Below are 22,272 nucleotides of genomic sequence, written 5' to 3'. Positions count from 1 at the left end.
GTTCTAACCGCACCTTGCTCGGATCGCAAGAGACAAGCGAATGGCGATCATTCGCTATGGGCGATAGTTCGGATAGTACCCGTCGTAGTAAGGCGCAGAGGGGTAAGGTGTCCCCGGTCCAAAGGGATACGGGTTCAAAGAACCGGCATCATAAGGCGATTGATTTCCGCCGCGCCGATCACTCGGCCAATCGCCCCCCTCTCCTGCTCGAGCGGGACGTTGGGGCCCCGCTGGAACCCTCCCCATCGGTGGCCTCACCTGCTCGGGAACCGGAAGAGCAGAATTACCGAGACCGCGACCATAGAAATTCGGACCGAGGTTCATCCCTGCAAGGGGTGCGCCCCAAGCTGCATAGGGAGCACTGTAAGGGCGATAGGGAAATCGCCACTCACCATACGGTCGCACCGGAGGCCCCCACGATTCAACGCGGTGGTAATTGTCAGCCGATTGGCCATAGTTCAGCGAACTCCGCATATGCGTATAGCCGCTGGTTTGGAAATCAGCGACCACTGCGGTCGTCGGTGCAGTGATCGGCTCGTACTGAGTCGTACGGACAAGCGTGACGGGGTCGTGAGTGTACGTGCTCGGCAGCGTCAACCAATCGGCCCCCAAACTGACCGACGCCACAACAAGACTCAGCAAGACGAAAACAGAGTACTTCATAGACCCCAAAATAGTTCGCCTTTTGGGGTGGCGCCGAAAAATCGCCAAGATGCACTCAACTATTTTCGGCTTGGCAATCCAACAATCGCTACAACCGTCGTAATCCGTCTTCGGTCATTGGCGTTGGGATTTCGACATCGATCTGATCGATTCGAGCGAGGGTTTCCGTATCCAAGATCAAATCACGTGATTCCAGCGATTCCCGCAATTGATCAGTGCTGGTCGCTCCGAGGATGGTCGATGCGACAAAGTCGTGCTGGCGACTCCATGCCAGCGACAATGCCGTCACGCTCGTTCCCATCGAATCAGCGATTTCACCGAGCCGGCGTGCGGTTTCGACCGAACGCTCGTTCACAAATCTCTGAGCCATCTTCTTTTGACGCGCTTTGCCGGTGGTCAAATAGTCAGTAAACCGGGCTCCCGGTGGCAGCGATTGGTTGTACTTTCCCGTTAACACGCCTCCACCGAGTGGTGAATAGGGCAGCAAACTCATCTTTTCGCGCCGCAACACTTGCGCCAGCTCACTCTCACAGCGCCGGTTGATCAAACTGAAATTGTTTTGAACCGTTTCATAGCGGTCGAGTCCATGAACATCCGCCGCCCACAAACTTTTCATCACCCCCCAACTCGTCTCGTTGCTACACCCGATCGTCCGCACTTTCCCCGAATCACGCAATTCGTTCAACGCCGCCAAGACCTCCTCATACGGCAAGCCATGATCGGGCCAGTGCGTTTGGTACAAATCGATGTAATCGGTACCGAGGCGGCGGAGTGAATCCTCGCAAGCAGCAATGATTTGGCGTCGATCGAGAGCTGCTTTGCCGTGTCGAACCGGTGCGCAGAACCAACCATGGGACGGCCCCGTGACCTTGGTTGCGACGACAATCGAATCACGCGGACGGCTACTCAACCAACGACCGAAGATTTCCTCCGTCAATCCGACGGTATCTTTGTATGGCGGAACCGGATAGATTTCCGCGGTGTCAAAGAAATCGATTCCGGATTCGACAGCCAGATCACAGATCGCGTGACTGGTTTTTTCGTCACACTGACCTCCGAACGTCATGGTTCCCATGCAAAGTTCGGTCACGTAAATCGCACTGCTGCCCAATCGTCTTTTCTGCATCTCTACTGGCTTGTCGTTTGAGTTGATTCCACAGGACGGGTCGAAGCTGCTAAAATAACAAACTCAATGCAAATCATCCTCCCCCCTGTCACCCTCCTTTGCTTTTCCCCCATTTCTTGATAGGCCAAACCGTGTCATTACCCTTCTTCCCATCGGTCCGGATGGCAGGACGAAGATGAATGAGGAGCCAACGATTGCGCACGACATTCCGTTTTCGGTTCCCTTTGTCCATCGCTTGCGGGTAACCGGCGACGTTGCTGGAGCCGATTTCCCGGTGTTGACGGGCGTGCTCGATCGAGACGTCGCGGGCCCGTCACGAGTGCTTGTGGTAGCGGAGCATGCGCTCCGCGAACCGGGCGTCGATGGCGGCAGCGACCCTGTGGCTGCGATCGCGTCCAAGTTAGCAGAAACCCAGTCGGTCGATTTGACCCAGCCACCGCTGTTGGTTCATGGCGGCGAAGCCGTTAAAAATTCGCAAGCAACGGTCGACGCAATTCTGAGGGCGATCCACGACAATCAGTTGGATCGCCGCAGCTATGTTGTGGCGATCGGTGGCGGCGCGATGCTCGATGCGGTGGGCTATGCGGCAGCAATCGCCCATCGTGGTGTTCGCTTGGTTCGGATCCCCACAACAACGTTGGCACAAGCCGACTCCGGTGTCGGTGTCAAAAACGCAATCAACTTTTTCGGCAAGAAGAACTGGATTGGAACCTTCGCCGTCCCTTGGGCCGTGATCAATGACTGGAAACTGCTCGAGACGCTACCGGATCGCGACTTTCTGAGTGGTTTTAGCGAGGCGATCAAGGTTGCGTTGTTGAAGGATCGCCAACAATTGGACTGGTTAGTGAAACATGCGGCATCGATCGTTGCTCGTGATGGTCAAGTCGCGCGCCCCGCCATACACCGATCGTGCTTGTTACATCTGAAGCACATCACCGAAGGGGGGGATCCCTACGAAATGCTCGAAGCCCGACCACTTGATTTTGGCCACTGGTCGGCTCATCGGCTGGAATCGCTAAGTCAGTTCGAGATCCGACATGGCGAAGCGGTCGCGATCGGAGTCGCGATTGACTGTATCTACTCGGTTGAACAGTTTGGACTGCCGCGAGCGGATGCCCTAAAAGTGATTAGCGGACTGCATGATCTCGGTTTGAAGGTTTGGCATCCGCTGCTGCAGTCGGCCAATCAAGTGCTTGAGGGCTTGGAAGAGTTTCGCCAACACCTCGGCGGTCGCTTGACGTTAACGATGCTGCGACGAATCGGTGATCCGATCCATGTTCACGAAATCGACCTCGACGTCATGAAACGGTCCATTGAATCGCTTGATTCTCCCTTGCGGCCATGAGGCCCGTTGGTGTAAATCGAATAGGCAGTCTGACACGATGGCTTCACTCTCTGGCAACCGGAGCGTGAAAGCCGCTGCATCAAGCTGCTGGCACGACTGCGCGGACGCATCGGCTCGATTGGAGCCGCACGACTACTCCTCGAAAAGGCACCGATTGATGTCGCGATTTTTGGCTGGCATGGTTTGCGGAGCGATTTTGTTGTATGTCGCGATGCACTACCACGTTGTTCGAGGGACCGACGGCGTTTTCCTGGTTCCTAAGGTGAGCAACGGTTTGTCAGGCATCTATACCGACATCCGCGATTTCCAACTGATGGATTGGCAGCAGCACAAACCCCTGGCTGCCGCGATGGTCAAGAATGGGCAAACCCATCCATTAGAAGGGTCGACGATGACCACGTTCCGCGCGCAGGTCGATTCGTTGGTTGAGGGGTTGTTTGATTGAATGCGTATCGGGGCACAGTCAAGCATTTTCTTGAATAAATCTTGAGAATCGTATAAGCCACGACGTTTCATTCGCCATGGATCGGATCATCGGCCCGGATCGCAACGTCCGCCCACTTGGCACCAGCGGTACGGTTCCGTTTGCTCTGCGGATTCGGGGATGCTTGGGTCGATATCCTCAGTGGTGTGACAACCAATCGCTGATGCTCACCCGTTTGTCCTTCCGTCCGATCCTTTCCCAACTCGCCTAGGATTCGCTTACGGTTCAACCGAAGCTCGATCCTAAGCGTCCCCCGAGGGCACACACGCATGACTGAGAAATACCGCCATCGCTATTTTTTCATTGGCTTATTATTGGTCCTCTTAGGAGTTCAATTTCGCATGGTCGATTCGTTTGTGTTGAATGAATCGTCGACACGCACGCTGGCAAGGTTTGGTCAAACGGCGACCGCATCCAATGGATCCATGATGGATTCGTTCCTGTTGCAGGCGTATCCGAATCCGATGAAACGAGTGGAACCGCCAAGATGGATCGGATTGTCGATGATCGCTCTTGGCGCCGTCATGTCGCTGCATGCGGTTGCCATGCCGCGGCATCAATGATGTCGTTCAGATGAAACAGGCGGAATGGATTTGTTTCGCACAATGCCCTTGATTCCCGGATCGTGCACGGACGCTCGACGAACCGGGGAAACGTTTCGATCGTTGAAACGATTTACAATCCCTACCGAGTCGTCCAATGTTGTTATTGCCGCTGCTGCTGCTTTGGGCTCGCAAACCGATGCACTTCTCGAATTGTCTGCTGCATTGTTTGGTCCCGATGATCACCGTGATTGCGGTATCCGTTCCGCTTGGCGAGTTGTGCTTGAACAACCCCGTCGCCGCGGCTGATCTCAATGGCGCCCCTTCGAACCCGGTTCATCGCGAAGGGACGCTGCTGCCACCTACGGCTGGGAAATTCGTGTTGCTCGGTCGACGTTGGGCTTTTGTTCCAGACCGTTCTCTGAGGGAACTGAAGCCGCAGTTTCCCGCAAACCAAGCGCTGTCTCGGTTCGATGCGGCACGGGTCGAGGCCGAACCCGCTGCCGATCCGAATCCGATCCATGATCCTTACGCCGCGTTCGCTTCACCCGAAAAAATCGATTCGCGGATTGCGGGTATTGATCCGCGCAATGCGATCATGGTGGTCGAAAACCTATTGCTACAGCGAGTGGCCGATGCGGTGCGAGCCGACGAGAACGACGACACCTGGACCATCACCGCTAAATTCACAGAGTTCTTTGACGAAAACCGTTTGATTCTGCTAACGGCCCAGCGAGCAGCGAGCCACTAAAACCAGCGGGTTCACTCATGACGTAACGCGTCGATTGGATTCATCATGGCGGCCTTCCTTGCTGGATAGACTCCGAAGATCAACCCGGTGCCCAGCGAGATGAACACCGACAGACCCACGGACCACAAAGCAATCCGCGGCTCGATCGCGTGAACAATCGGCGGCAGCAGGTCGGGTGATACGGACGTCACCAACTGCCGTGTCAAACTGAATAACGGTCCCACCATCAAACCGCACAGCACCCCCAACAATCCGCCGCCGCCGCTCAGTAGCAACGTTTCGCTCAAGAATTGCTGAATGATGTCGCGCCGTTTCGCCCCAATCGCACGCCGAATTCCTATTTCTCGGGTGCGTTCCGTTACGGTCGCCAACATGATGTTCATGATCCCGATTCCTCCGACGAGCAAGGAGATCCCGGCGATGACGACCAACAAAGCATTGAACATCGCTCGTGTTCGTTCCGCTTGGCGGAGGAGTTCTTTTGGGACCACGACGGCGTAGTCGTCTTGTTCGTGAAACCGTTGTAGCAGCGAGCTGATAATCGATGCGACTTCATCGACCGTTTCGACCGAACGGACGGCGACGGTGATCTGACTCAACTGGACGATCTCGCCTTGTCGGTTCCCTCCCACTTGCGTCATGACTTGATCGCCGATGTGGATGCGCAGGGTTTCGAGCGGAATGTAGGCATCACGATTGAAATCTCGTGCGTCCAAGCTGCCGCCAATCGCCGCCGCGGCATCGCGTGGTTGCGTTTGGCCAATCACCACGTACAGATCATCTCCCAACCAAACCGACTTGCCGATCGGGTCTTGATAGGGAAACAGCTTCTTGGCGGTTTCGTCCGCAAGCACCACGACCTTGCTGCCGTCATCGCGTGGTGATAGCCAACGACCGCGTGCAACCTGCAAGCGATTCAATTCCAGGTAATCGAACACGCAGCCAACAAGCTTGGAATCTGCGTTACGGTCTTCCACACGCAACTCGTAGACGATTTCTCGCATGGGAATCGCCCGAGAAATCGATGGAATGTTGGACACGATGCGTTCATAGTCCTCACGCAACAGCCCGTACTTCGGAAATCGGCTGTTAGATTGTTCACCGTCACCGCTGGGAACCGGCTTGACCGAACGAACGATGATGTTTTTGGCACCGAGTTCCAAGATTTGCTGCTGAGCCTGGTAACTGACTCCTTCACCGATTGCAACCAACCAAATGACCGTCATGGTGCCAATGAAGATGCCCAAGGCGGCCAAGCCTGCTCGCATCCTCTGCAACAGCAAACTCTTTAGCCCAAGCTTTAACGTTCGGAGAAAGTAGAAATTCAAAGCGCCAGCTCACTCGTCGAATCGAGACCATCCGAATCCTTTTCGATGGGCTTCTTGGATTGCAAGGGAGGCGAACTGGAATCCGTTTCCGTGGGTTCCGCTGTCTCAGCCTCTGCGTCCCCCTCTTCATCCTTGACATCTTGCGGCTTTGGTTTGTAGGGCTTCAACACTTCGTCCTGAGCTTCGTCGACGAACGCCAACGGATTCAACACCACCTCGTCGCCTTCTTTAAGCCCCGATTCAACGATGATAAACTGCTTGTTGCTGTCTCCCAGTACCAGCACTCGTTTCTTGATGCCCTCGGCGGTTTTCACCCAGCAACTGTTTTCGTCACCGGTTTGAAGCACAGCTGCGACAGGGATCGTCAAAACGTTTTCATACTCGGCAAGAATGACTTTCACCTCGGCACTCATACCCGGTTTCAAATCGTCCTGCCCCTTCAATTGGACAATCGTGTCAAATTTAACGACATTGCCGTCCCACCATCCAGACGGCTTCGATACCTTGGCGACTTCCGAGACTTCGCCGTCGAGTGTTGCGTCCCGCAACCGGACCTCTGACTTCAATCCCGCCTTCACACGATCAATCACGGATTCGTGGATGCCGAGCTTCACCTGCATCTTGCCCAGGTCGGGCATGATCAACAGCACTTGGTTGGTATGCACATTGGCTCCCTCTTCCACATCGGGTGAATCACGCCAAGCTTCGGATTTCGGATGAATCACCATGCCGCTCTGCTGAGCCGTGATCACACAGGCGGCTAACTGTTCTTCTTCTTTGTCAAGCCGCACCTTCTGCAGATCCACCTGAGCCTCGGCAGCTTTCAAGCGTGCTTCGGCCGCTTTCAAATCGCTTCCAAGTTTCTCAATCTGTTTCTCTTTCTTAAATTGTTCCAACGAGGTCAGTCGCGTTTGCTTCAGAATCAGTTTCTGTTCCGCCGACTCAACCTGAAACTTCTCCTTTCTCAGTTGCAAAGCCTTGATCAATCCCTTCGCTGCCAATCGTTCAGCCGCCCGAAACGACAAGTGAGCCTGGGTGACGGCTTGCTCCGCCTCGAATATTTCCTGCCTGATGGTTCCTTGCTCTTCAATGAAGGTGCCTTTGATGTACTCCGTCACACTTTTTTTTGCCACAGCGACATTGGATTCGGCTGTGATCTTGGCCGCGATTGAGTTTTGATAGTCAATCTTTTTCTGGTTCACCTTTTCCTCTAAGCCAGACGCATCCAAGCGAACCAATTGGTCGCCAACTTCAACTTCCGTGCCACTATCGATCACCCAATTCACCGTACTCCAACCCAACACCTTGCAGCGGATTTCGGTATTATTGGAGCTCTCGAGCGTCCCCTGTTCGGTCACCGAGACACGCATGTCTCCACGGGTAATCCGATGTGTCAAACTCGCATCGGCTGCCGTTTGCGGCGTCTCTCGGTTGAGAAAGAAAGCGGTGGCCGCAACAATCAACAACAGTCCGGCGATCATCGAAAGCGGCTTCAACCCGAAAACCCTCGGCGCCACGTTCTGGGGCGTTTCACGAGCAAAGCTCTTGGAACGCTTGGCAATCGTGACCCGCTCCGTCCGGCGACGATCCGCACCCTCATCGAGTGTTCTCTCGGAGTCGATTTCGGCTGAATCGGTCGGGGTAGGAGTCCTTAGCATGTCACTCACTTCGTGTGTCTGCTTAGACAATTTAAGTTGCGGCGGGCGTGGCGAGGGGCCCGACTCGTTAGTGAGCGCTATGCACCCAATGCAGAAGCCGGGACGACCCTATTCTAACCCAGATACCTCGGGGCTGGGGGGCAAATTGCTTAGAGAGCCTTTTTATCGACGGCGGACCTACCCGTTTGCTTCCAAAAGGTTGGCCTGGGTCGGCTTGTTGGCGTCACGGGCTAACGGGCTGAACCCCGCCAGCGGTCCTAAGTCAGGCAGTTCGGCCGACGAATCGGCAAGGAAGGTCTTGTAGTAGAGCGAGTACATCAGCAAATCGGGATCCACATCCTTACGAAACTCAAATCGCTCAAGCAACGGGATTGTCAAATGCTTCGCCACCTCGCGGCGACGAGCGGGGGTCAAATAGTGTCGACGCTCGGCATAAATCGCCAGCGTACGGGCCATGCTTCGCGAGATTCGGTAATCTCCGGGAATGAACGACGCCAACGCAGCCACCCGAGGATCATCCACTTTGGCAATCGGCAACCGCCAACTCCGCTGGTCCATGATCACCATCGTGCCGGCCGCAAGGTCCCCAAGTCGCTGCATCCGCCGGGTGAAAATCATCGACACCAAACCGACCATGGCGGTCGGAATCAGAAACGCGGGTGGCATGTCCTCGGCGCCCAATTGGCTGAACGCTGCCATCGGCGCTAAGTCCGCGACTCGCAACAAGTTCCGCAGCAGTGCACGTTTCCCGCTGATCGGCCGACCTTCGACGTCGATCACCCGGATGCCCGTGGCCCATTTGCCGATCGTTCGCCCGTTAAAGTACGTTTCCATCACCGTCCCGTAAAACCAGCTGACGGCAAAGTTGACGATAAAGCCAGCCGCGACGACAAATGGCATCAGAAACTGCAAATCGACCAGTGCGCCCAAGAGCATCATCCCCAGCACAAGCAAAATGATGATGACCCAGCGAATCGCAACATCAATCAAGTACGCGGGCAAACGCCGAAACGGACCAGCCAATTGATACTTGAACGCAATGTTCTCCGGCGTTACCACCGCAATGGTCGTATCGAGTGCGGTGGGATCGGTCATCAGCAACAGGTCCGTGAAAGGGAAGATCAAAAGTCGGCGGCTACAGCTTCTGTGGAAAGATTATCATAGCCAACCCTATCGAGATGCAACCGGCTAAGGATCCAAACCGCCAGGGAGCGTTCGATCGGCAATCAGGCTATGATTGACGACCGACTCAATCAAGCCACCCCTCCACCACGAATGGACTCTCCACCATGAATCATACGCCCCCGACTCGCTTTGGCGTCATCGGCACGGGTCGAATCACGCGACGCTTGATCGCAGATTTACAGTCAACCGACGGAGCGGAAGTCACCGCGATCGCAAGCCGGACCGCCGAGCGTGCACGATGGTACGCCGATCAACATGGCATTGCCGCTGCGGTCGAAGGTTACGCGTCACTGCTTGACCGCGATGACGTCGATGCGGTCTACATTGCGTTACCCCCCTCGATGCACGCTGAATGGACCCTGGCTGCCGCCAATGCCAAGAAGCACGTTCTGTGCGAAAAACCGCTCTCGATTTCGCCTGCGGAATCAAACGAAATGGATCGTGCTTGCCAATTCAACTCTGTCCGCTGGCTCGATGCGACCGGATGGCTGCACCATGAACGAACCGAAGCCTTCTCAAAGTGGTTTGAAGAACAGCGGCTTGGGAAGATCGGCCACATCAGCGCATCGGTTTCGTTCTACCAACCGTTCCAAACCGGCGACCATCGCTTGGACCCAGTCCTCGGAGGTGGTTGCCTGTTGGATCTCGGCTGGTACTCCGTTGGATTGATTCGGTTGGTGACGGGACAATTGCCCACGGCGGTATTTGCCGATCAGATCATTCGCCAAGGCGTTTCCCAGCGAGTCACGGCGATGATGTGGTTCGATGACGGAATCACCGCGACCGTGTCGTGTGGGTACGATACCGCCACCCGAAAGTGGTTCGAAGTTGCGGGTGACCAATCATCATTGGTTTGTGATGACTTCACCCGACCTTGGACCGACCGGCCGGCGCGATGCTGGATTCACGACGCCGCGGGAACCGTCGAGCCATTCTCGTTCGCAGGGGATCAAGAACGCAGAATGATCGGCAAACTGATCAGTGATGAACCGCTCGAGGAATTGCAAAAGCAGGCGCTCGATACTCAGCGAATTCTCGCTGCGATGGAAGCTTCGATTGAAGCCTCAGAGAAGGTGGTCCTCGAGACGTAACTCAACGCTCGCGACCCGACGACACCAGGAACCCTGCCGGAACCCCGCCTGGGCTCTCCGCTTGTGTGCCCCCGTTGCTGCATTGCAGCAGCATCAAAGAAAAGCGTCCTACAACGCGGGTCGAACAATCGCGACCGCGACACCAACAATCTTCGTTTCGGTTACAAAGAGGGTTTCGACCGCAGCATTGGCCGCCTTAAGACGGACACCGTTCGGTTCAGGATAGTAGTAGCGCAATACAGAATCACCATGCACATTCTGACACACGGCCATTTGACCAGGTGTCGCATGATCTTGACGCTTCACGATCACGTAGTCACCGTCAGCAATCTTGGCCTCGATTAATGAGTCACCCGATACTTGGACCACAAACCGATCCTCTTCGAAAATCATCTCACTGAAATCGATCCGGTCGTTGGGTTCAAACGCCAACCGAGTCGGTGCGGCCGAAACAATGCCACCCAGCGGGATGCTGTTGCCGCTTCGGTCCGCAGGATTGGTCAACTCAATCGCGCGTGACTTGTTCGGACTGCGATTGATCAGACCTTTTCGTTCCAGCGCGCGGAGGTGACACATCACACCATTGGGACTTTTGATTCCAAAATGTTCACCAATTTCACGAACCGTGGGACCGTAACCGCGCTTAACGATCAAATCGCGGATCATATTGTAGACGTTCTGCTGCCTGTCAGTGAGCTGCGCGGACATCGACGACCTCTTGGTTCACAGGAAAGAAAATTGTGTTCACTAACGTGATATCAATTATACCACACAGTAAACGCTCGTCCACACCAAAAGGCTTGTAGTTTACTGCACTACAGCAAGTTTTTTTGGGCACAGAAGATCACAATCAATCCCATCGGGATACACCACCAAGCAAACCAATGGAGTCGATCAAGACGGCTCCAGCCTATCAACCACTTCAATGCCGCGATCCCGACGACGAACGCAACGACTGCCCCCACAAGCATTTGCGACGGTGTGTATTGAATCGCGACGCCGGCCCCTTGCTGCTCGATGACGTCCTTGACCGCAAGCACGGTAGCCCCGCAGATCGCGGGAATGGCTAGCAAGAAAGAAAAAGTCACGGAGTCGTCATTTCTTAAGCCCAATAGCCTACCCCCCAAAATTGTGGATCCACTTCGGCTCACTCCGGGTAGAATCGCGAACGCTTGAAAACACCCGATCATCAGCGCATCGAGGTAGGTCATGCGTTGGTACTCGCCGTCCTTGGGTTTGAGCCGACCAAGGAGGATCAAGAAAAGACCGGTGGCAAGCAGCGCCACTCCGACCACGACGGGCATCCGCAGAATCCACTCGAAATGCTGCTTGATCGTTAAACCGATGATCACTGCGGGAAGTGTGCCGACGACGAGCAAGCCGATCACACGTCGGTCGCTCGTCAAGAGATCGAGGATACGTTTCCAATAGACAACCAAGATTGAACCCAGCGTGCCGGCGTGTAAGATGATTTCCAAGGTCGGTGATTCACTTAATTCACCCATCATCGCCCCGAGAATGACCAGATGGCCTGAGGAACTGATTGGCAAGAATTCGGCGATTCCTTGGACAATTGCAAGAATAATGATCGGCAACACGTTGGTTGTTCCAAAAGCGACGTACGGTGAAGCGAGGGGCAGCGAAAGCAAGTTGTCCAGTATCATGACCGCGAAGGGATGAAGGAAGCATTGATGCACCGCTGTGAACCCGAGAAAGCCGAACCCATGCCAATCGAGCGTCCTGTGCCACCTGAACCACTTGTGCCGAATGCCGCGGACGCGACCAATGAATCGGCCTTGTCGAATCGAGTGCCCGATTCGATTGCAAATGACGTGTTCAACGTACTGCGTGGATTTTGCATGGGTGCAGCCGATACGGTGCCGGGGGTCAGCGGGGGAACGGTGGCGTTGGTACTCGGCCACTATCAACGTTTGATCACCGCGATCAGTCAAATCGATTCACAGGCATTGAGGCTGTTATCACGTTTTCAACTGCGTGCCGCAGCTTGCCACGTTGATTTTCGCTTTCTCGCGGCACTCGGAGTGGGGATTGTCCTCGGCGTCTTGACGATGGCAGGCATCATGCACTGGTTGCTCGATCACAAGCAGCCGGAAACGTTCGCCGTCTTTTTTGGGTTAATCATCGGCAGCGTCTGGATCGTAAAGAACTACATCGCACACTGGCACGGCAAGCACGTCGTCGCATTGATGGTCGGAGCGATCGTTGCGTTTGGCATCACACAGATGCCCAGCGGTGGGGCGAGCATGAGCCTTCCCTCTATTTTCTTCTGCGCCTCGGTTGCGGTCTGTGCAATGATTTTGCCGGGGATCAGTGGCGCCTTTGTCTTGTTGTTGTTTGGCATCTATCATCCGATCACGGGTTTAATCAAGAATGCCGCGCACGGTGACATCACGGCCGAATCGCTTTTGCAACTTGGAATCTTCGCTGCGGGTTGTGCCTTCGGTTTGTTGGCGTTTTCGAGACTCCTGCATTGGCTTCTCGACCACCACCGTGGGACGACGATGGCCGGGCTGATCGGATTGATGCTCGGCAGCGCCGGAAAGTTGTGGCCACTGCAGATGCCAACCGCTGAAACGGCGGAAATGGAAAGCAAATTTCGCCAGATGGAAATCATTTCGCCAAGCCAGTGGCCGGGCAGTGTCGGATGGCTGATCGGACTCGCCATCGGCGCGACCCTTGCCGTGGTGATGATCGAAGCGGCAGCGAATAAGCTCGAAAAGAGACGCCACGGATACCCGGCTACATCCGATACGTGACGATTTGACGCGTATCGATTACCAACACGTTGGATTGCTGTGGAATCGGCTCGTCCCCCGCACTGCTTGTGATGCGATCCACCGAGTGCGGAATCCCAGAATCACTCAGCGCAGATTTGACAAGATCGGCGATCGCCCAGGACCTTTCAAAGGCCGGCCGGCCGAAGCATTCGATGTACGAATGCGGAACCAAACCATCATGTTGCCCCTGACGAATGATGTGAATCTGTTGGGTCGCCGGAGTCACTTCGGTTCTTACCGTGTGCAGTAGAAAGCGATAGGCGTTTTCATGGGGTCCAATCCAATACTTGTGGTTGTAAAGACTCGCAGAAAACGCTCCGAGCATTGCCAGACTCACGAAGATCCCGCGGCAGAGGGTTATCCGTCGTTCTCGGCAGGGAATCAACAACGTCCACTGTCGAATCGACCAAACCAGCAACAGCAAAGAGGTGCCGCCAAGCGGTGCAATGATGCGGTAGCTCTGAGGCACTCCCTCGATCACGAGCCAATGAAGGTGCGTCCAGAGGAAGACACAAAGCAACAGCGCGGTCCAAACCACGATCGTCTTTGCGGCCATCCTTTGAATGAAACCGGGTCGCTCACACAATCGCCGACAGGCCAAAACGTAGCCGCCGAGGACGACGAGGATGGCAAGCCCAGCGATCGCCAGTGATGTGATTCGATTCGGAACCTCCATGAGTCGCCAAAAATTCATGGCTTGCGGCAACTGGATCCTTAGAAACCAGTACAGCTTGTAGAGTGGAGCTCGCGTCAACTCGCTTCTTGCTTTGATCGGCACGTCAATTACGAGAAAGGCCAGTTTGAAAGCGAGGTAGCAGAGTAGGAAGTAACCACATCCGAGTAAGATCACCTTGGTCATTCGCCGACGATACATCGCGGACACAGTGAATCGGCGGTCCAACAGCAACAGGAACACAACGCTCCAGTACCAGGCCAGCATCGGTTGATAGGTGGCGGAACAGAGAAGCATGAGAGCCGCCGCGGCGAGGAGTCGCATCCGATTTGGCCATCGAGTCGTCGCAGAGCCGCGAAACGCATCGCGGGTCAAGGTCGCAGCGGCAATCGAGCACAGTGCAGCGTACGGTGACAACCATGTCATTGCCTGAGCCACGTAGGTTTGCATGCAGGGCAGCGTGCCGAGCGCAATTGCGATCGCCGTTCGCTCCAGATGGCCAAATCGCAAGGGACGCAGCAGCCGATAAAAACAAACCGCTACGATCGCCACGCCGATTCCAGTCAACAACCGGATCCCACCCAGCTGAGCTATACTTTGGATATTGCGGTGGACGAGATACTGCGCCAGTGCGAAAACAGTCCGTCCATCGGCCAAAAAAGCACGCTCAAGATTGCCGCGAGAAGTGAACAGTACAAAATCGTCGCCGAACCCATATTGGGCGAAAAACAGCGGCAGATACGTAAACAACAAGACGACTGCAATGACAACACTGCAAAGCAACGTCAACCGGCGATCGGATGCTCGCCAGTGGTGAATACGCGAATCCAGAGTGTCCACAAACGCCTACCAATGATCGGAATCGGGTGAGCCGACGACGTAAGTCATTTCATCGTCGACAACCACAGGTTATCTGCAAAACCTAACCGGAACAACTGCATCCATGAACGAAGAGTCCTTTGTTGAACACGCCGCTTTTGAAAAAAAACATTGGTGGTTTCTGGCTCGCCAAGAGATTGTCGTACAACTGGTATCCGTCTTGATGGATTCGCGAGCTGCGGACCCTCCGCACCCCTTTTCCGTTCTCGAGATTGGCTGCGGGACCGGCGCGACCATCAATCGATTGTCGAGCCAATTTGTTTCCGCGTCGAAGACTGTTCAGTGTACGGGGGCAGACATTTCCGCTGACGCAATCCGGATCGCGAAGCAAGACTATCCGGATCGCTCGTTCATCGTCTATAAAGAAACAGCGGACTTGGCGGACCAAATCCGCGCCGCCGATTGCGTTTTGTTGCTCGACGTGATCGAACACGTTCAAGACGATGTCAGGATGGTGGCGGCCATCGCAGAGCAAATGCGATTGGGTGCGACGTTGGTCATCACCGTGCCTGCAGATCCGAGCCTATGGAGCAGTCATGACGAGGCCTTGTTTCACTATCGTCGGTACACAGCGCCGCGATTGACATGCATTTGGGGCAACCTTCCCATTTGCCCATTGATGACCTCAGGGATGAATTGGCGATTGGCACCGGCCATTCGGATAGCTCGAAGATTCGGTCGATGGGTCGCTCCTCAAGCGTCCGAAGTTGCCAAATCCGATCTGAGCATGCCGCCATCTTGGATCAATGGTTTGCTGCGGCAGGTGTTTGCGTCCGAAGCGGCGTGTTTGACACGAGCTCTCTCAACAGGATTGCAGGGCGCCCCGGCGCCAGAAACGGTTCCTCATCCGCATGGCGTCAGCTTGGTTGCGGTGCTTCGCCGAACCGCAGGCAACATCGACTTGGCGGATCTACCAAAACCGCCAGCGATCGACGACCACGTCCCCCGGTCGCTCCAGCGTGCGTCAAACACAACTCGCGATTCCGAAGCAAACGATTCCGAAGCAAATAAGGACGGGAACTGATGCACGCGATTGTGATTCCTTGCTTCAACGAAGCGATGCGTTTTCAAGAAGAGCCGTTTGCAATCGCGTTGTCAGCCAATCCCAAGTTGCACCTGTGCTTGGTCAATGATGGCAGCACCGATGAAACGGAAAGAGTGCTCCAAGCGTTTTGTGACAAGCACAACCAGCGCACGACCCTGATCTCCTATCACGCCAATCGAGGAAAGGCCGAAGCGGTGCGAGCAGGCATTCTGTCTTGCGCGGACCAGCCCTACGAGCAGCTTGGCTATTGGGATGCGGACCTGGCAACGCCGATCGAAGATCTTCCGCTACTCGTCAATTCGCTAAACCACGATCCATCCCTTGACATGGTCCTTGGATCCCGTGTCCGGATGCTCGGGCATCAAATCGAGCGAAGGATGTTGCGACACTATGTGGGCCGGGCCTTTGCCACGTTAGCATCCCTCTCACTCGACCTCCCCGTCTATGACACCCAATGCGGGGCGAAGGTATTCCGCAACGCGCCGTGGACAATCCCTCTCTTCCAATCTCCATTCGTCTCGGGCTGGGCGTTCGATATCGAGTTGCTTTCGCGATACCTTGTTCATTGTAAGCAAGCCGGACATCAACCGAAGTTGTTGGAAGTGCCGCTGCGACAATGGCATGACGTTGCTGGATCCAAAGTGAGTCCAATCGATGGGATCAAGGCCAGCGCTGCGTTGCTACGACTGGCGAGATCCCACCGCAAGGCAATGCGATGCGATTCTACGGCCGGCGACTAATCCAGTTTTGTTCGGACGATTCCGCTTGTGCGGGCGGTTCACAAAGCTTCGCAATGGCTCGCTGCAGGACCGCATCTTCCAAATCGGTTGTCATTTCTCCGTTGCCGTTGGGACGAGCGGCGACGTAGGTCGGTTCGACGGGGACATTGGGAACGACTCCATGGCGGCTGATCGCTTGACCGCTTGGCGAATAGAACTTTGCGGTCGTCAAACACAGACCGAATTTTGCCGTTTGCATTCGAAAGATGCCTTGAACGCTGCCCTTCCCATAACTGGTTTCTCCAACAACGGCGCCTCGACCACTGTCCGCAATCGCACCGGCAAAGATTTCGCTGGCACTCGCACTGTCGCGATCAATCAAGACGGCCAAGGGAATGTTCCAAGTATTCGGACGGTGGGCGGTGTAATCAAAATTCTCACGTACATTGCGGCCGCGGGTCGTGACGATTCGACCATTCCCAAGAAAACGATCCGCGACTTCGACCGCCGCGGACAACAAACCACCAGGATTTCCGCGAACGTCCAAAATGAGAGACTTCATTCCTTGGCGATGCAGGTCCCACAACGCCTGTTCAACATCTCGTGTCGTTGTCTTCTGAAAATTCGTGAGCCGCAAATAGCCGACCCGGTTCTGTGGGTCCACCATATGAATGTTCTCGACACAGGGAACATCCACACGCCTCCGCTGAACGCTCATGTCACGCGGCGCCCCGTCAACGCCCGTCAACCCGATGGAGACATAGGAGTTCTCGGGGCCGCGGAGCAGATCGGCTGCGAGATTGGAATCCTCACCCTCGGTGAGTGTGGTTTCAACACGAACGATCTTTTCGCCGGCCACAATCCCGGCTTCTTCGGCTGGTCCGCCAGGAATCACCGATAGGATCTGTAAACAATCGCGTTCAGGTTTCAATTCAATCCCAAGCCCGACGAAGTTGCCTTCGATATTCGAGAACATTTCATCAAGCTGGTTACCGGACAGCAATCGTGTGTAGGGATCAAGCGTCGAGACCGCTCCGCTTAAATACTCCAACGCCACCGCTGTGGGAGACATACCAAGTTCGCGTCCCCCGATCGACGCGACGTAGGCGACGTTCGCACGCAAATCAAATCGGGTCGCAGTGCTTCGCGAAGTCAGCTCGTGATGGATGTTCTGACGAAAGTGCTCGACGACGGCCGGATCGGCCGCTGCCAGATGATGCTCGAGAAATTTTGGTTCGGTCAACGCGACTTCGAGCGCCGCGGTACCGTGCAGCATCACGCGAGCCCAATCGACATCGTCGACGTAGTGCGTTTTCAGGTTTGCGAGAATCTCGGAATACAGATCCAACGCCTGCTCGCTCGACAAGGAATCCACCGTTTGAACGAAACTGGTGTCTTGATAACGTCGGTTGACGTCATAGTGCAGCTTTGCAATGACGAGACGCTGGTAAAGTTGACTGTGGTCGGAAAACTTCTTATTCGCTTTCTCGTAATGCCGAACGGCATCGGCCCACAAACGAGACTGTTCGAGTTCCAAACCGTGCGTGATCGCACTGTCAACGCTGCGGGTCGTTGCATCCGCAGCGCTGCCGGCAAAGGATTCAAGGTTGCTTTCCGATCGTGCCGGTGCCAGCGAACTCAACGCCGAAGCGCTAATCAGCAAAGCCGCGAACAGGATCCGAAAACAACACGCTTTTGAGATGCGACACGAGATCTGGTTGATCCAATCCATACGTGGAAAATCCATTGGGCGTCGGTTGGCGGAGGTCCCACAAGCACCTGGGAGGTGATGCTTGTTTCAAGCCGTATGAAGACGCACAGACCACACAGCTACGGGAATATAGGACACGAAAGGTGCCGGGTCAAAAAAACGACGCATTGAAAAACCGGAAAAACCAGACCAGATCGGCAATTAAGAAAGGTTGCAATCAGGTCGAGGCAAATGTTCCGGTCCTGCAGCCCAAGGGGTGAAGATCGTGGGCGACACAAGCGGGCAAAACCGATGTTTCACGCCGGCTCGTTTCACGCGTTGGTTTCAACGTGAGTGCGTCCGCTGCACAAGATGGCGATTAAAGAATCGCCTTGGCTTCCACTCGCAACGATAGGCAGTGTCTCGTTGGCGGGCAAGGCAAGAAATTGTTTCAGCCCTGTTTCACGGAAGCTCGCTTCGCTTGCGGTCGAACCGCACTATGGCAATCGCACCACGATTGCCCGCTCTTGTTCCCTTGCAACCGTCGCACGGACAACCACCGGTGACTTGCCGTTGCGTGTGACCGTGACTTCGTAGTCGCCGTAGGTTGCGCGGCAAGCCGCCTTGCCATCCGGTCCCGACATGAGTTGCTCCTCAGTCCACCACTTGTCATGAATCAGACTCATCAACGTGTGGTAGGCGGGCTTTGCAGTCATGTCGTCGCGAAGGAGTCCCGCCGGCGCTCGCTTCCAGGCGTGATAGTCCGAGAAATCCCACCACGTAATCGCTTCGACCGAAGGATGCGAATAGAGCATGGTGTAAAAACGTTCGACTTCCTTCGACTGATACGCTTCCCCTTCGTCGGTGGATGGCCATGGCGTTCGATCCTCGTCCGCGCGCCACTTTCGTTCCCCTGACAAAATCGTGGTCTCCGTAAAATGGAGTGGAACGCCGAATGCCGCAAACCGCTCGCATGTTTCCCAGATCTTTTCGTTCGACCACGCCCCGCCATGTTGATGGCTCTGAATGCCAATCTTGTCATAAAGCGGCTTTCCGTCGGCATCAACCAATTGCCGAATCACCTCCGCATACGGCTCATCCACACGATAGTCATTCACCAGCAACGTTGCCTCGGGATTTGCTTTGCGTGCGGCCTCGAAGCACGACTTGGCAAACTCGATTTGTCCCACATCCATCCACATCCGCGTCATCTTTGGAGCGCGGTCCTTGAACTCTTGCCGGTCGACATGAGTTGGTTCATTGACGACATCCCAGGTGTTGATCAAGCCATTGAATCGCGTGACACAATCGGTAATGCGTCCTAACTGAAACGCAAAGATCGCCTTGCTGTCGTCCGGAATCCAACGCGGGTCGCTGTAGTTCCACGCCAGCGGATGTCCCTTCAATACAATTCCCTGCTGCTGGCACCAACGCGCGCAGGCAGCTCGATCCTCAAACCGGGTCTTGCCCTTCGCCGGTTCGTAGCTCGGCCAATAGAAGCCCGCCGTGGCGAAGTTGAGAAGGTCTGTAAACTGGCCCCGGTAGGCCTGCTGCAGGTTAGGTGCGTCTTCAATCTGCCAGGTGAAGATGTTCGAACCGAATAAAAAGGCGTGGCGTGTTTGTTGCAAATGCACCTCTGCACCGCTGACCGGTTGCCCCACTGAATCCAAGACCGTGATGGAAACGTCAGCCTTACGGTATTTTTCGATTCTCGCGTCAGCGTCACGGTAAAGGTCAGCTGGATCGGCTGGAGTTACATCACTGGCAGAAACGCAAACGCTCAGCACGAACAACTGCAGGCCAGCGCAAAACAAGGATTGGACTCGCATCATCAAGGATTCCAACGGTCAAGGAGGGAGGGATCAAGGTGGGAGGAAAACGGTCGTCGGCACTCAAAAACAAGCCGGACCGCTTCTAAGCATCTTGCACTTCGCTTAGCGTCTCAATTCTAACGGGCCAATCAACACGTTGTCATCGCCGAGCGCAAAAAAAAAGCTGCGACGGGGGAGACCGTCGCAGCTTGAATCATTCGTTGGTGGGGACGGCAGTGGGGAAGCCACGCCGGCTTATTCTCCACCGCAAGTCTCTCGATTGCCAGCTAACGCGCGATTGCTAGATTCTGCTTCCGCAGCCCTTCGATGTAGTCGGCAGCGATATTGATCACTTCGCGGTTGTAGAACGAATCACGGTAAACCTCTTCGGCGCCGATCTGTGCTTCGAGTTCTTTCTCCTCTTCTTCCTTTTGCGAATCAAGCTCTTTCCGCCGCGCCATAAACTCCGTTTCGTTCAACGAGATGGAGTCCTTTTCTTTTTGGCGAACGTACAACTCGACGCGATGGAGCAAGTCGGCAAACTCCTTTTCTTTGGATACACGCTCAATCGAATCGGTGCGAATCTTTCCGAGCAGATCAGCGGGAACCATATGGTACATTTCGTGTGATGCCGGTTTGACGCGATCGTTGGGCAAGGCATACTTCAAATCCGCTTCGCCGATATCCATTTTTGAAGTGATGCTTGGCAAGATCACATCTGCCGCAACTCCCGTGCGCTGGGTGCTTTCTCCATCAGGCAGATAAAACTGCTGCAACGTCACCTTCAACGCTCCGTAGTTCTCACGTCGGTTTCGAAACAACTGCTGACCAAGGTCCATCAAGGTCTGGACGGTACCTTTGCCGTGTGTTGCGGGGTCGCCGACGACGATGCCACGTTGATAATCTTTGATCGCTCCCGCAAAAATCTCGCTCGCACTTGCACTGAACTTGCTCGTCAAGACCACCAACGGTCCGTCCCATGCGGTTCCGCTGTCTTCGTCGGCATACTGTTGCACCGTTCCATTAGCGTTCTTGACTTGAACAACGGGACCACGATCAATGAACAATCCGGTCAAATTGATCGCCTCCGTTAAACTTCCGCCGCCGTTGGTGCTCAGGTCGAGAACGACGCCATTGACGTTCTGGGTTTTGAAATCACCCAAAATCCGTTGCACATCTCGCGTGCTGCTGCGGAAATCTCGTTTGTTTTGCTGTGCAGCTTCCATATCGAGATAGAAACTCGGCAAATTGATGTAGCCAATCTTCAGCGTTTGACCGTCACCGACCGCATGCTCGATGACTTTCCCTCGTGCAGCGGATTCCTCCAATTCGATGCGTGCTCGTTCAATTCGAAGGATTTCCACCTCGCCAGCTCCGCCTGGTTTGACGCCAAGCCGAACGACGGAACCCGCTTTTCCCCGGATCAATGCGACAACGTCCTTGAGGGGCATTTCAACAATATCGACCAAATCGCCTTCCTCGTCTTGGCCGACGCTCACGATCACGTCGTCCGTCTTCAACTCACCATGCCGAGCCGCTGCACCACCCGGGATCACTCGCGTGACCACCGTGTTCCCGTCCTTCTCGCGAAGCTGAGCACCGATGCCATCAAGATTCAAACTCATTAAAATCTGGAAATCGTCAAGCGAACCCGGGGACATGTAGGTCGAATGGGGGTCGTAGGCGGTGGTGACAGCCGACAAATACATTTCCAATAGGTCATCGCTGTCGGTTTGCCGCCATCGGCGACCATAGCGGTCGTAGCGGCGGCGAAGCAAATCGCGTGCTTCCTCGCCCTCTTTGCCCTCATCCATTTGGTCCAACAACGCGTACTTGATTTGTCGACGCCATCGATCACGCGATTCATCTGGGGTCTTTGCGTACACCGCAGCCTCAGGATCGATAATGATCTGTTCTTCCCGTTGGAAATCGAAATCACCATCAAGCAGCTCCTGAGCGACCGCGACCCGCTCGTCCACTCGATCGATGAAACGTCCAAAAATCTCGTAGCCGAAGCTCAAATCGCCGTCCTGAATCATGTCATCGATTCGGTCTCGGTTTCTGGCAAATTGGTCAATATCCCCTTGATAAAAGTACAATTTCATCGGGTCGAGCGAATTGACAAACAAATCGAGCGCACGTTGGCTGATCTCATCATTCAGTTCTTGCGACGAAATGTGATTTCGAGGCATCAAGGTTGCGATCAGCCGGGAAACCATGGAATCGCGAGCCGACGGCTGGGCCATGTTCATCGGGGGTGGATCCTTCGGGTCCGCCAACAGCGGCGTATCGACGACCGGCGCAATCCCTTGGCCTTCGAGCACCTGTGTGCCCGCTTGCCCGTAAGAATGGGGTGAGCAGAGCAACACGCTCGCGACACAAAGCGTCATCAATCCCAGAGGTTTGGGAAAGAACGAAAAAAGACGATCCATAAGGGTTCCCTAAAAACAGTGAGTGGGCGAGTGTTTGATTTGGATGGTGATG

At 55.0% G+C, this 22,272-nt stretch carries 20 protein-coding genes; 8 read left to right on the top strand and 12 right to left on the bottom strand.

Translation table 11 applies throughout. The annotated features are described in order from the left end of the window. Positions 1 to 54 precede the first annotated feature (54 nt). Both Poly41_RS06295 and Poly41_RS06290 read right to left on the bottom strand, forming a co-directional pair. Positions 55 to 663 (bottom strand): hypothetical protein, encoded by a 609-nt coding sequence (locus Poly41_RS06295; RefSeq protein WP_315853724.1) that lies wholly within the window; start codon positions 661 to 663, stop codon positions 55 to 57. A gap of 88 nt (positions 664 to 751) precedes the next feature. Continuing rightward, the gene (locus Poly41_RS06290) at positions 752 to 1,789 is read right to left on the bottom strand and encodes an aldo/keto reductase (RefSeq protein ID WP_146525094.1); all 1,038 of its coding nucleotides are present in this window, start codon (positions 1,787 to 1,789) and stop codon (positions 752 to 754) included. Between the two features lie 175 nt (positions 1,790 to 1,964). Here Poly41_RS06290 and Poly41_RS06285 point away from each other — a divergent pair, with 175 nt between their 5' ends. Beyond that, on the top strand, positions 1,965 to 3,134 hold the full coding sequence (locus Poly41_RS06285) for a 3-dehydroquinate synthase (RefSeq protein WP_146525093.1): 1,170 nt from the start codon (positions 1,965 to 1,967) through the stop codon (positions 3,132 to 3,134). A 157-nt stretch (positions 3,135 to 3,291) separates the two neighbouring features. Further along, a complete protein-coding gene (locus Poly41_RS06280; RefSeq protein ID WP_146525092.1) occupies positions 3,292 to 3,579 on the top strand; it encodes a hypothetical protein in 288 nt (95 codons plus the stop codon). Positions 3,580 to 3,646: 67 nt separating this feature from the next. On the opposite strand, the gene Poly41_RS06275 is transcribed toward Poly41_RS06280, so the two are convergent. Further along, positions 3,647 to 3,847 carry a hypothetical protein gene (locus Poly41_RS06275; protein WP_146525091.1) on the bottom strand — a complete coding sequence of 67 codons (201 nt, stop codon included), beginning with the start codon at positions 3,845 to 3,847 and terminating at the stop codon, positions 3,647 to 3,649. A gap of 40 nt (positions 3,848 to 3,887) precedes the next feature. Between Poly41_RS06275 and Poly41_RS06270 the strand changes: the two genes are divergently transcribed. Beyond that, the gene (locus Poly41_RS06270) at positions 3,888 to 4,181 is read left to right on the top strand and encodes a hypothetical protein (protein ID WP_146525090.1); all 294 of its coding nucleotides are present in this window, start codon (positions 3,888 to 3,890) and stop codon (positions 4,179 to 4,181) included. Between the two features lie 136 nt (positions 4,182 to 4,317). Next, on the top strand, positions 4,318 to 4,911 hold the full coding sequence (locus Poly41_RS06265; RefSeq protein WP_146525089.1) for a hypothetical protein: 594 nt from the start codon (positions 4,318 to 4,320) through the stop codon (positions 4,909 to 4,911). A gap of 11 nt (positions 4,912 to 4,922) precedes the next feature. Here Poly41_RS06265 and Poly41_RS06260 read toward each other — a convergent pair whose 3' ends face one another. From Poly41_RS06260 to Poly41_RS06250, 3 genes are all read right to left on the bottom strand, one after another. After that, positions 4,923 to 6,239, bottom strand: coding sequence for an ABC transporter permease (locus tag Poly41_RS06260; RefSeq protein ID WP_231615460.1), 1,317 nt, complete (start codon positions 6,237 to 6,239; stop codon positions 4,923 to 4,925). Further along, a complete protein-coding gene (locus tag Poly41_RS06255; protein WP_146525088.1) occupies positions 6,236 to 7,897 on the bottom strand; it encodes an efflux RND transporter periplasmic adaptor subunit in 1,662 nt (553 codons plus the stop codon). Before Poly41_RS06255 ends, Poly41_RS06260 begins: the two co-directional genes overlap by 4 nt. Before the next feature lie 177 nt (positions 7,898 to 8,074). Further along, positions 8,075 to 8,992 carry an RDD family protein gene (locus Poly41_RS06250; protein WP_146525087.1) on the bottom strand — a complete coding sequence of 306 codons (918 nt, stop codon included), beginning with the start codon at positions 8,990 to 8,992 and terminating at the stop codon, positions 8,075 to 8,077. 194 nt (positions 8,993 to 9,186) lie between these two features. Between Poly41_RS06250 and Poly41_RS06245 the strand changes: the two genes are divergently transcribed. Continuing rightward, the gene (locus Poly41_RS06245) at positions 9,187 to 10,173 is read left to right on the top strand and encodes a Gfo/Idh/MocA family protein (protein ID WP_146525086.1); all 987 of its coding nucleotides are present in this window, start codon (positions 9,187 to 9,189) and stop codon (positions 10,171 to 10,173) included. A gap of 108 nt (positions 10,174 to 10,281) precedes the next feature. Here Poly41_RS06245 and lexA read toward each other — a convergent pair whose 3' ends face one another. Together lexA and Poly41_RS06235 are read right to left on the bottom strand one after the other, a co-directional pair. After that, positions 10,282 to 10,881: a transcriptional repressor LexA gene (gene lexA / locus Poly41_RS06240; protein ID WP_146525085.1), complete on the bottom strand. Its 600-nt coding sequence runs from the start codon at positions 10,879 to 10,881 to the stop codon at positions 10,282 to 10,284. A gap of 107 nt (positions 10,882 to 10,988) precedes the next feature. Continuing rightward, on the bottom strand, positions 10,989 to 11,837 hold the full coding sequence (locus Poly41_RS06235; RefSeq protein ID WP_146525084.1) for an undecaprenyl-diphosphate phosphatase: 849 nt from the start codon (positions 11,835 to 11,837) through the stop codon (positions 10,989 to 10,991). A 27-nt stretch (positions 11,838 to 11,864) separates the two neighbouring features. On the opposite strand from Poly41_RS06235, the gene Poly41_RS06230 reads away from it, so the two are divergent. Further along, on the top strand, positions 11,865 to 12,950 hold the full coding sequence (locus tag Poly41_RS06230; RefSeq protein ID WP_231615458.1) for a DUF368 domain-containing protein: 1,086 nt from the start codon (positions 11,865 to 11,867) through the stop codon (positions 12,948 to 12,950). Here the strand turns inward: Poly41_RS06230 and Poly41_RS06225 are convergent. Further along, positions 12,934 to 14,484 carry a hypothetical protein gene (locus Poly41_RS06225; RefSeq protein WP_146525082.1) on the bottom strand — a complete coding sequence of 517 codons (1,551 nt, stop codon included), beginning with the start codon at positions 14,482 to 14,484 and terminating at the stop codon, positions 12,934 to 12,936. The genes Poly41_RS06230 and Poly41_RS06225 overlap by 17 nt on opposite strands. A 103-nt stretch (positions 14,485 to 14,587) precedes the next feature. On the opposite strand from Poly41_RS06225, the gene Poly41_RS06220 reads away from it, so the two are divergent. Together Poly41_RS06220 and Poly41_RS06215 are read left to right on the top strand one after the other, a co-directional pair. Further along, positions 14,588 to 15,547, top strand: a complete 960-nt coding sequence (locus tag Poly41_RS06220) for a class I SAM-dependent methyltransferase (protein WP_146525081.1) — start codon at positions 14,588 to 14,590, stop codon at positions 15,545 to 15,547. Then, positions 15,547 to 16,308, top strand: a complete 762-nt coding sequence (locus Poly41_RS06215; protein WP_146525080.1) for a glycosyltransferase — start codon at positions 15,547 to 15,549, stop codon at positions 16,306 to 16,308. Before Poly41_RS06220 ends, Poly41_RS06215 begins: the two co-directional genes overlap by 1 nt. On the opposite strand, the gene Poly41_RS06210 is transcribed toward Poly41_RS06215, so the two are convergent. The 3 genes from Poly41_RS06210 to Poly41_RS06200 form a co-directional block, all read right to left on the bottom strand. Beyond that, the gene (locus Poly41_RS06210) at positions 16,292 to 18,034 is read right to left on the bottom strand and encodes a S41 family peptidase (protein ID WP_231615457.1); all 1,743 of its coding nucleotides are present in this window, start codon (positions 18,032 to 18,034) and stop codon (positions 16,292 to 16,294) included. The two genes, Poly41_RS06215 and Poly41_RS06210, sit on opposite strands and share 17 nt — an antisense overlap. Positions 18,035 to 18,474: 440 nt before the next feature. Continuing rightward, entirely contained in the window at positions 18,475 to 19,809 is a 1,335-nt protein-coding gene (locus Poly41_RS06205) for an endo-1,4-beta-xylanase (RefSeq protein ID WP_146525079.1), read from the bottom strand. 266 nt (positions 19,810 to 20,075) lie between these two features. Further along, the gene (locus tag Poly41_RS06200; RefSeq protein WP_231615456.1) at positions 20,076 to 22,220 is read right to left on the bottom strand and encodes a carboxy terminal-processing peptidase; all 2,145 of its coding nucleotides are present in this window, start codon (positions 22,218 to 22,220) and stop codon (positions 20,076 to 20,078) included. Between the last annotated feature and the right edge of the window lie 52 nt (positions 22,221 to 22,272).

The organism is Novipirellula artificiosorum (genome assembly GCF_007860135.1).
Lineage (GTDB): Bacteria > Planctomycetota > Planctomycetia > Pirellulales > Pirellulaceae > Novipirellula_A > Novipirellula_A artificiosorum.
This window is presented reverse-complemented; position numbering and strand designations above follow the sequence as displayed.

What these genes read in the sequence shown, in the direction of transcription:
- Poly41_RS06295 (WP_315853724.1), bottom strand. Translation starts at nt 663, where the DNA reads ATGAAGTACTCTGTTTTCGTCTTGCTGAGTCTTGTTGTGGCGTCGGTC.
- Poly41_RS06290 (WP_146525094.1), bottom strand. Translation starts at nt 1,789, where the DNA reads ATGCAGAAAAGACGATTGGGCAGCAGTGCGATTTACGTGACCGAACTT.
- Poly41_RS06285 (WP_146525093.1), top strand. Translation starts at nt 1,965, where the DNA reads ATGAATGAGGAGCCAACGATTGCGCACGACATTCCGTTTTCGGTTCCC.
- Poly41_RS06280 (WP_146525092.1), top strand. Translation starts at nt 3,292, where the DNA reads ATGTCGCGATTTTTGGCTGGCATGGTTTGCGGAGCGATTTTGTTGTAT.
- Poly41_RS06270 (WP_146525090.1), top strand. Translation starts at nt 3,888, where the DNA reads ATGACTGAGAAATACCGCCATCGCTATTTTTTCATTGGCTTATTATTG.
- Poly41_RS06265 (WP_146525089.1), top strand. Translation starts at nt 4,318, where the DNA reads ATGTTGTTATTGCCGCTGCTGCTGCTTTGGGCTCGCAAACCGATGCAC.
- Poly41_RS06255 (WP_146525088.1), bottom strand. Translation starts at nt 7,897, where the DNA reads ATGCTAAGGACTCCTACCCCGACCGATTCAGCCGAAATCGACTCCGAG.
- Poly41_RS06250 (WP_146525087.1), bottom strand. Translation starts at nt 8,992, where the DNA reads ATGACCGATCCCACCGCACTCGATACGACCATTGCGGTGGTAACGCCG.
- Poly41_RS06245 (WP_146525086.1), top strand. Translation starts at nt 9,187, where the DNA reads ATGAATCATACGCCCCCGACTCGCTTTGGCGTCATCGGCACGGGTCGA.
- lexA (WP_146525085.1), bottom strand. Translation starts at nt 10,881, where the DNA reads ATGTCCGCGCAGCTCACTGACAGGCAGCAGAACGTCTACAATATGATC.
- Poly41_RS06235 (WP_146525084.1), bottom strand. Translation starts at nt 11,837, where the DNA reads ATGATACTGGACAACTTGCTTTCGCTGCCCCTCGCTTCACCGTACGTC.
- Poly41_RS06230 (WP_231615458.1), top strand. Translation starts at nt 11,865, where the DNA reads ATGCACCGCTGTGAACCCGAGAAAGCCGAACCCATGCCAATCGAGCGT.
- Poly41_RS06220 (WP_146525081.1), top strand. Translation starts at nt 14,588, where the DNA reads ATGAACGAAGAGTCCTTTGTTGAACACGCCGCTTTTGAAAAAAAACAT.
- Poly41_RS06215 (WP_146525080.1), top strand. Translation starts at nt 15,547, where the DNA reads ATGCACGCGATTGTGATTCCTTGCTTCAACGAAGCGATGCGTTTTCAA.
- Poly41_RS06210 (WP_231615457.1), bottom strand. Translation starts at nt 18,034, where the DNA reads ATGGATTTTCCACGTATGGATTGGATCAACCAGATCTCGTGTCGCATC.
- Poly41_RS06205 (WP_146525079.1), bottom strand. Translation starts at nt 19,809, where the DNA reads ATGATGCGAGTCCAATCCTTGTTTTGCGCTGGCCTGCAGTTGTTCGTG.
- Poly41_RS06200 (WP_231615456.1), bottom strand. Translation starts at nt 22,220, where the DNA reads ATGGATCGTCTTTTTTCGTTCTTTCCCAAACCTCTGGGATTGATGACG.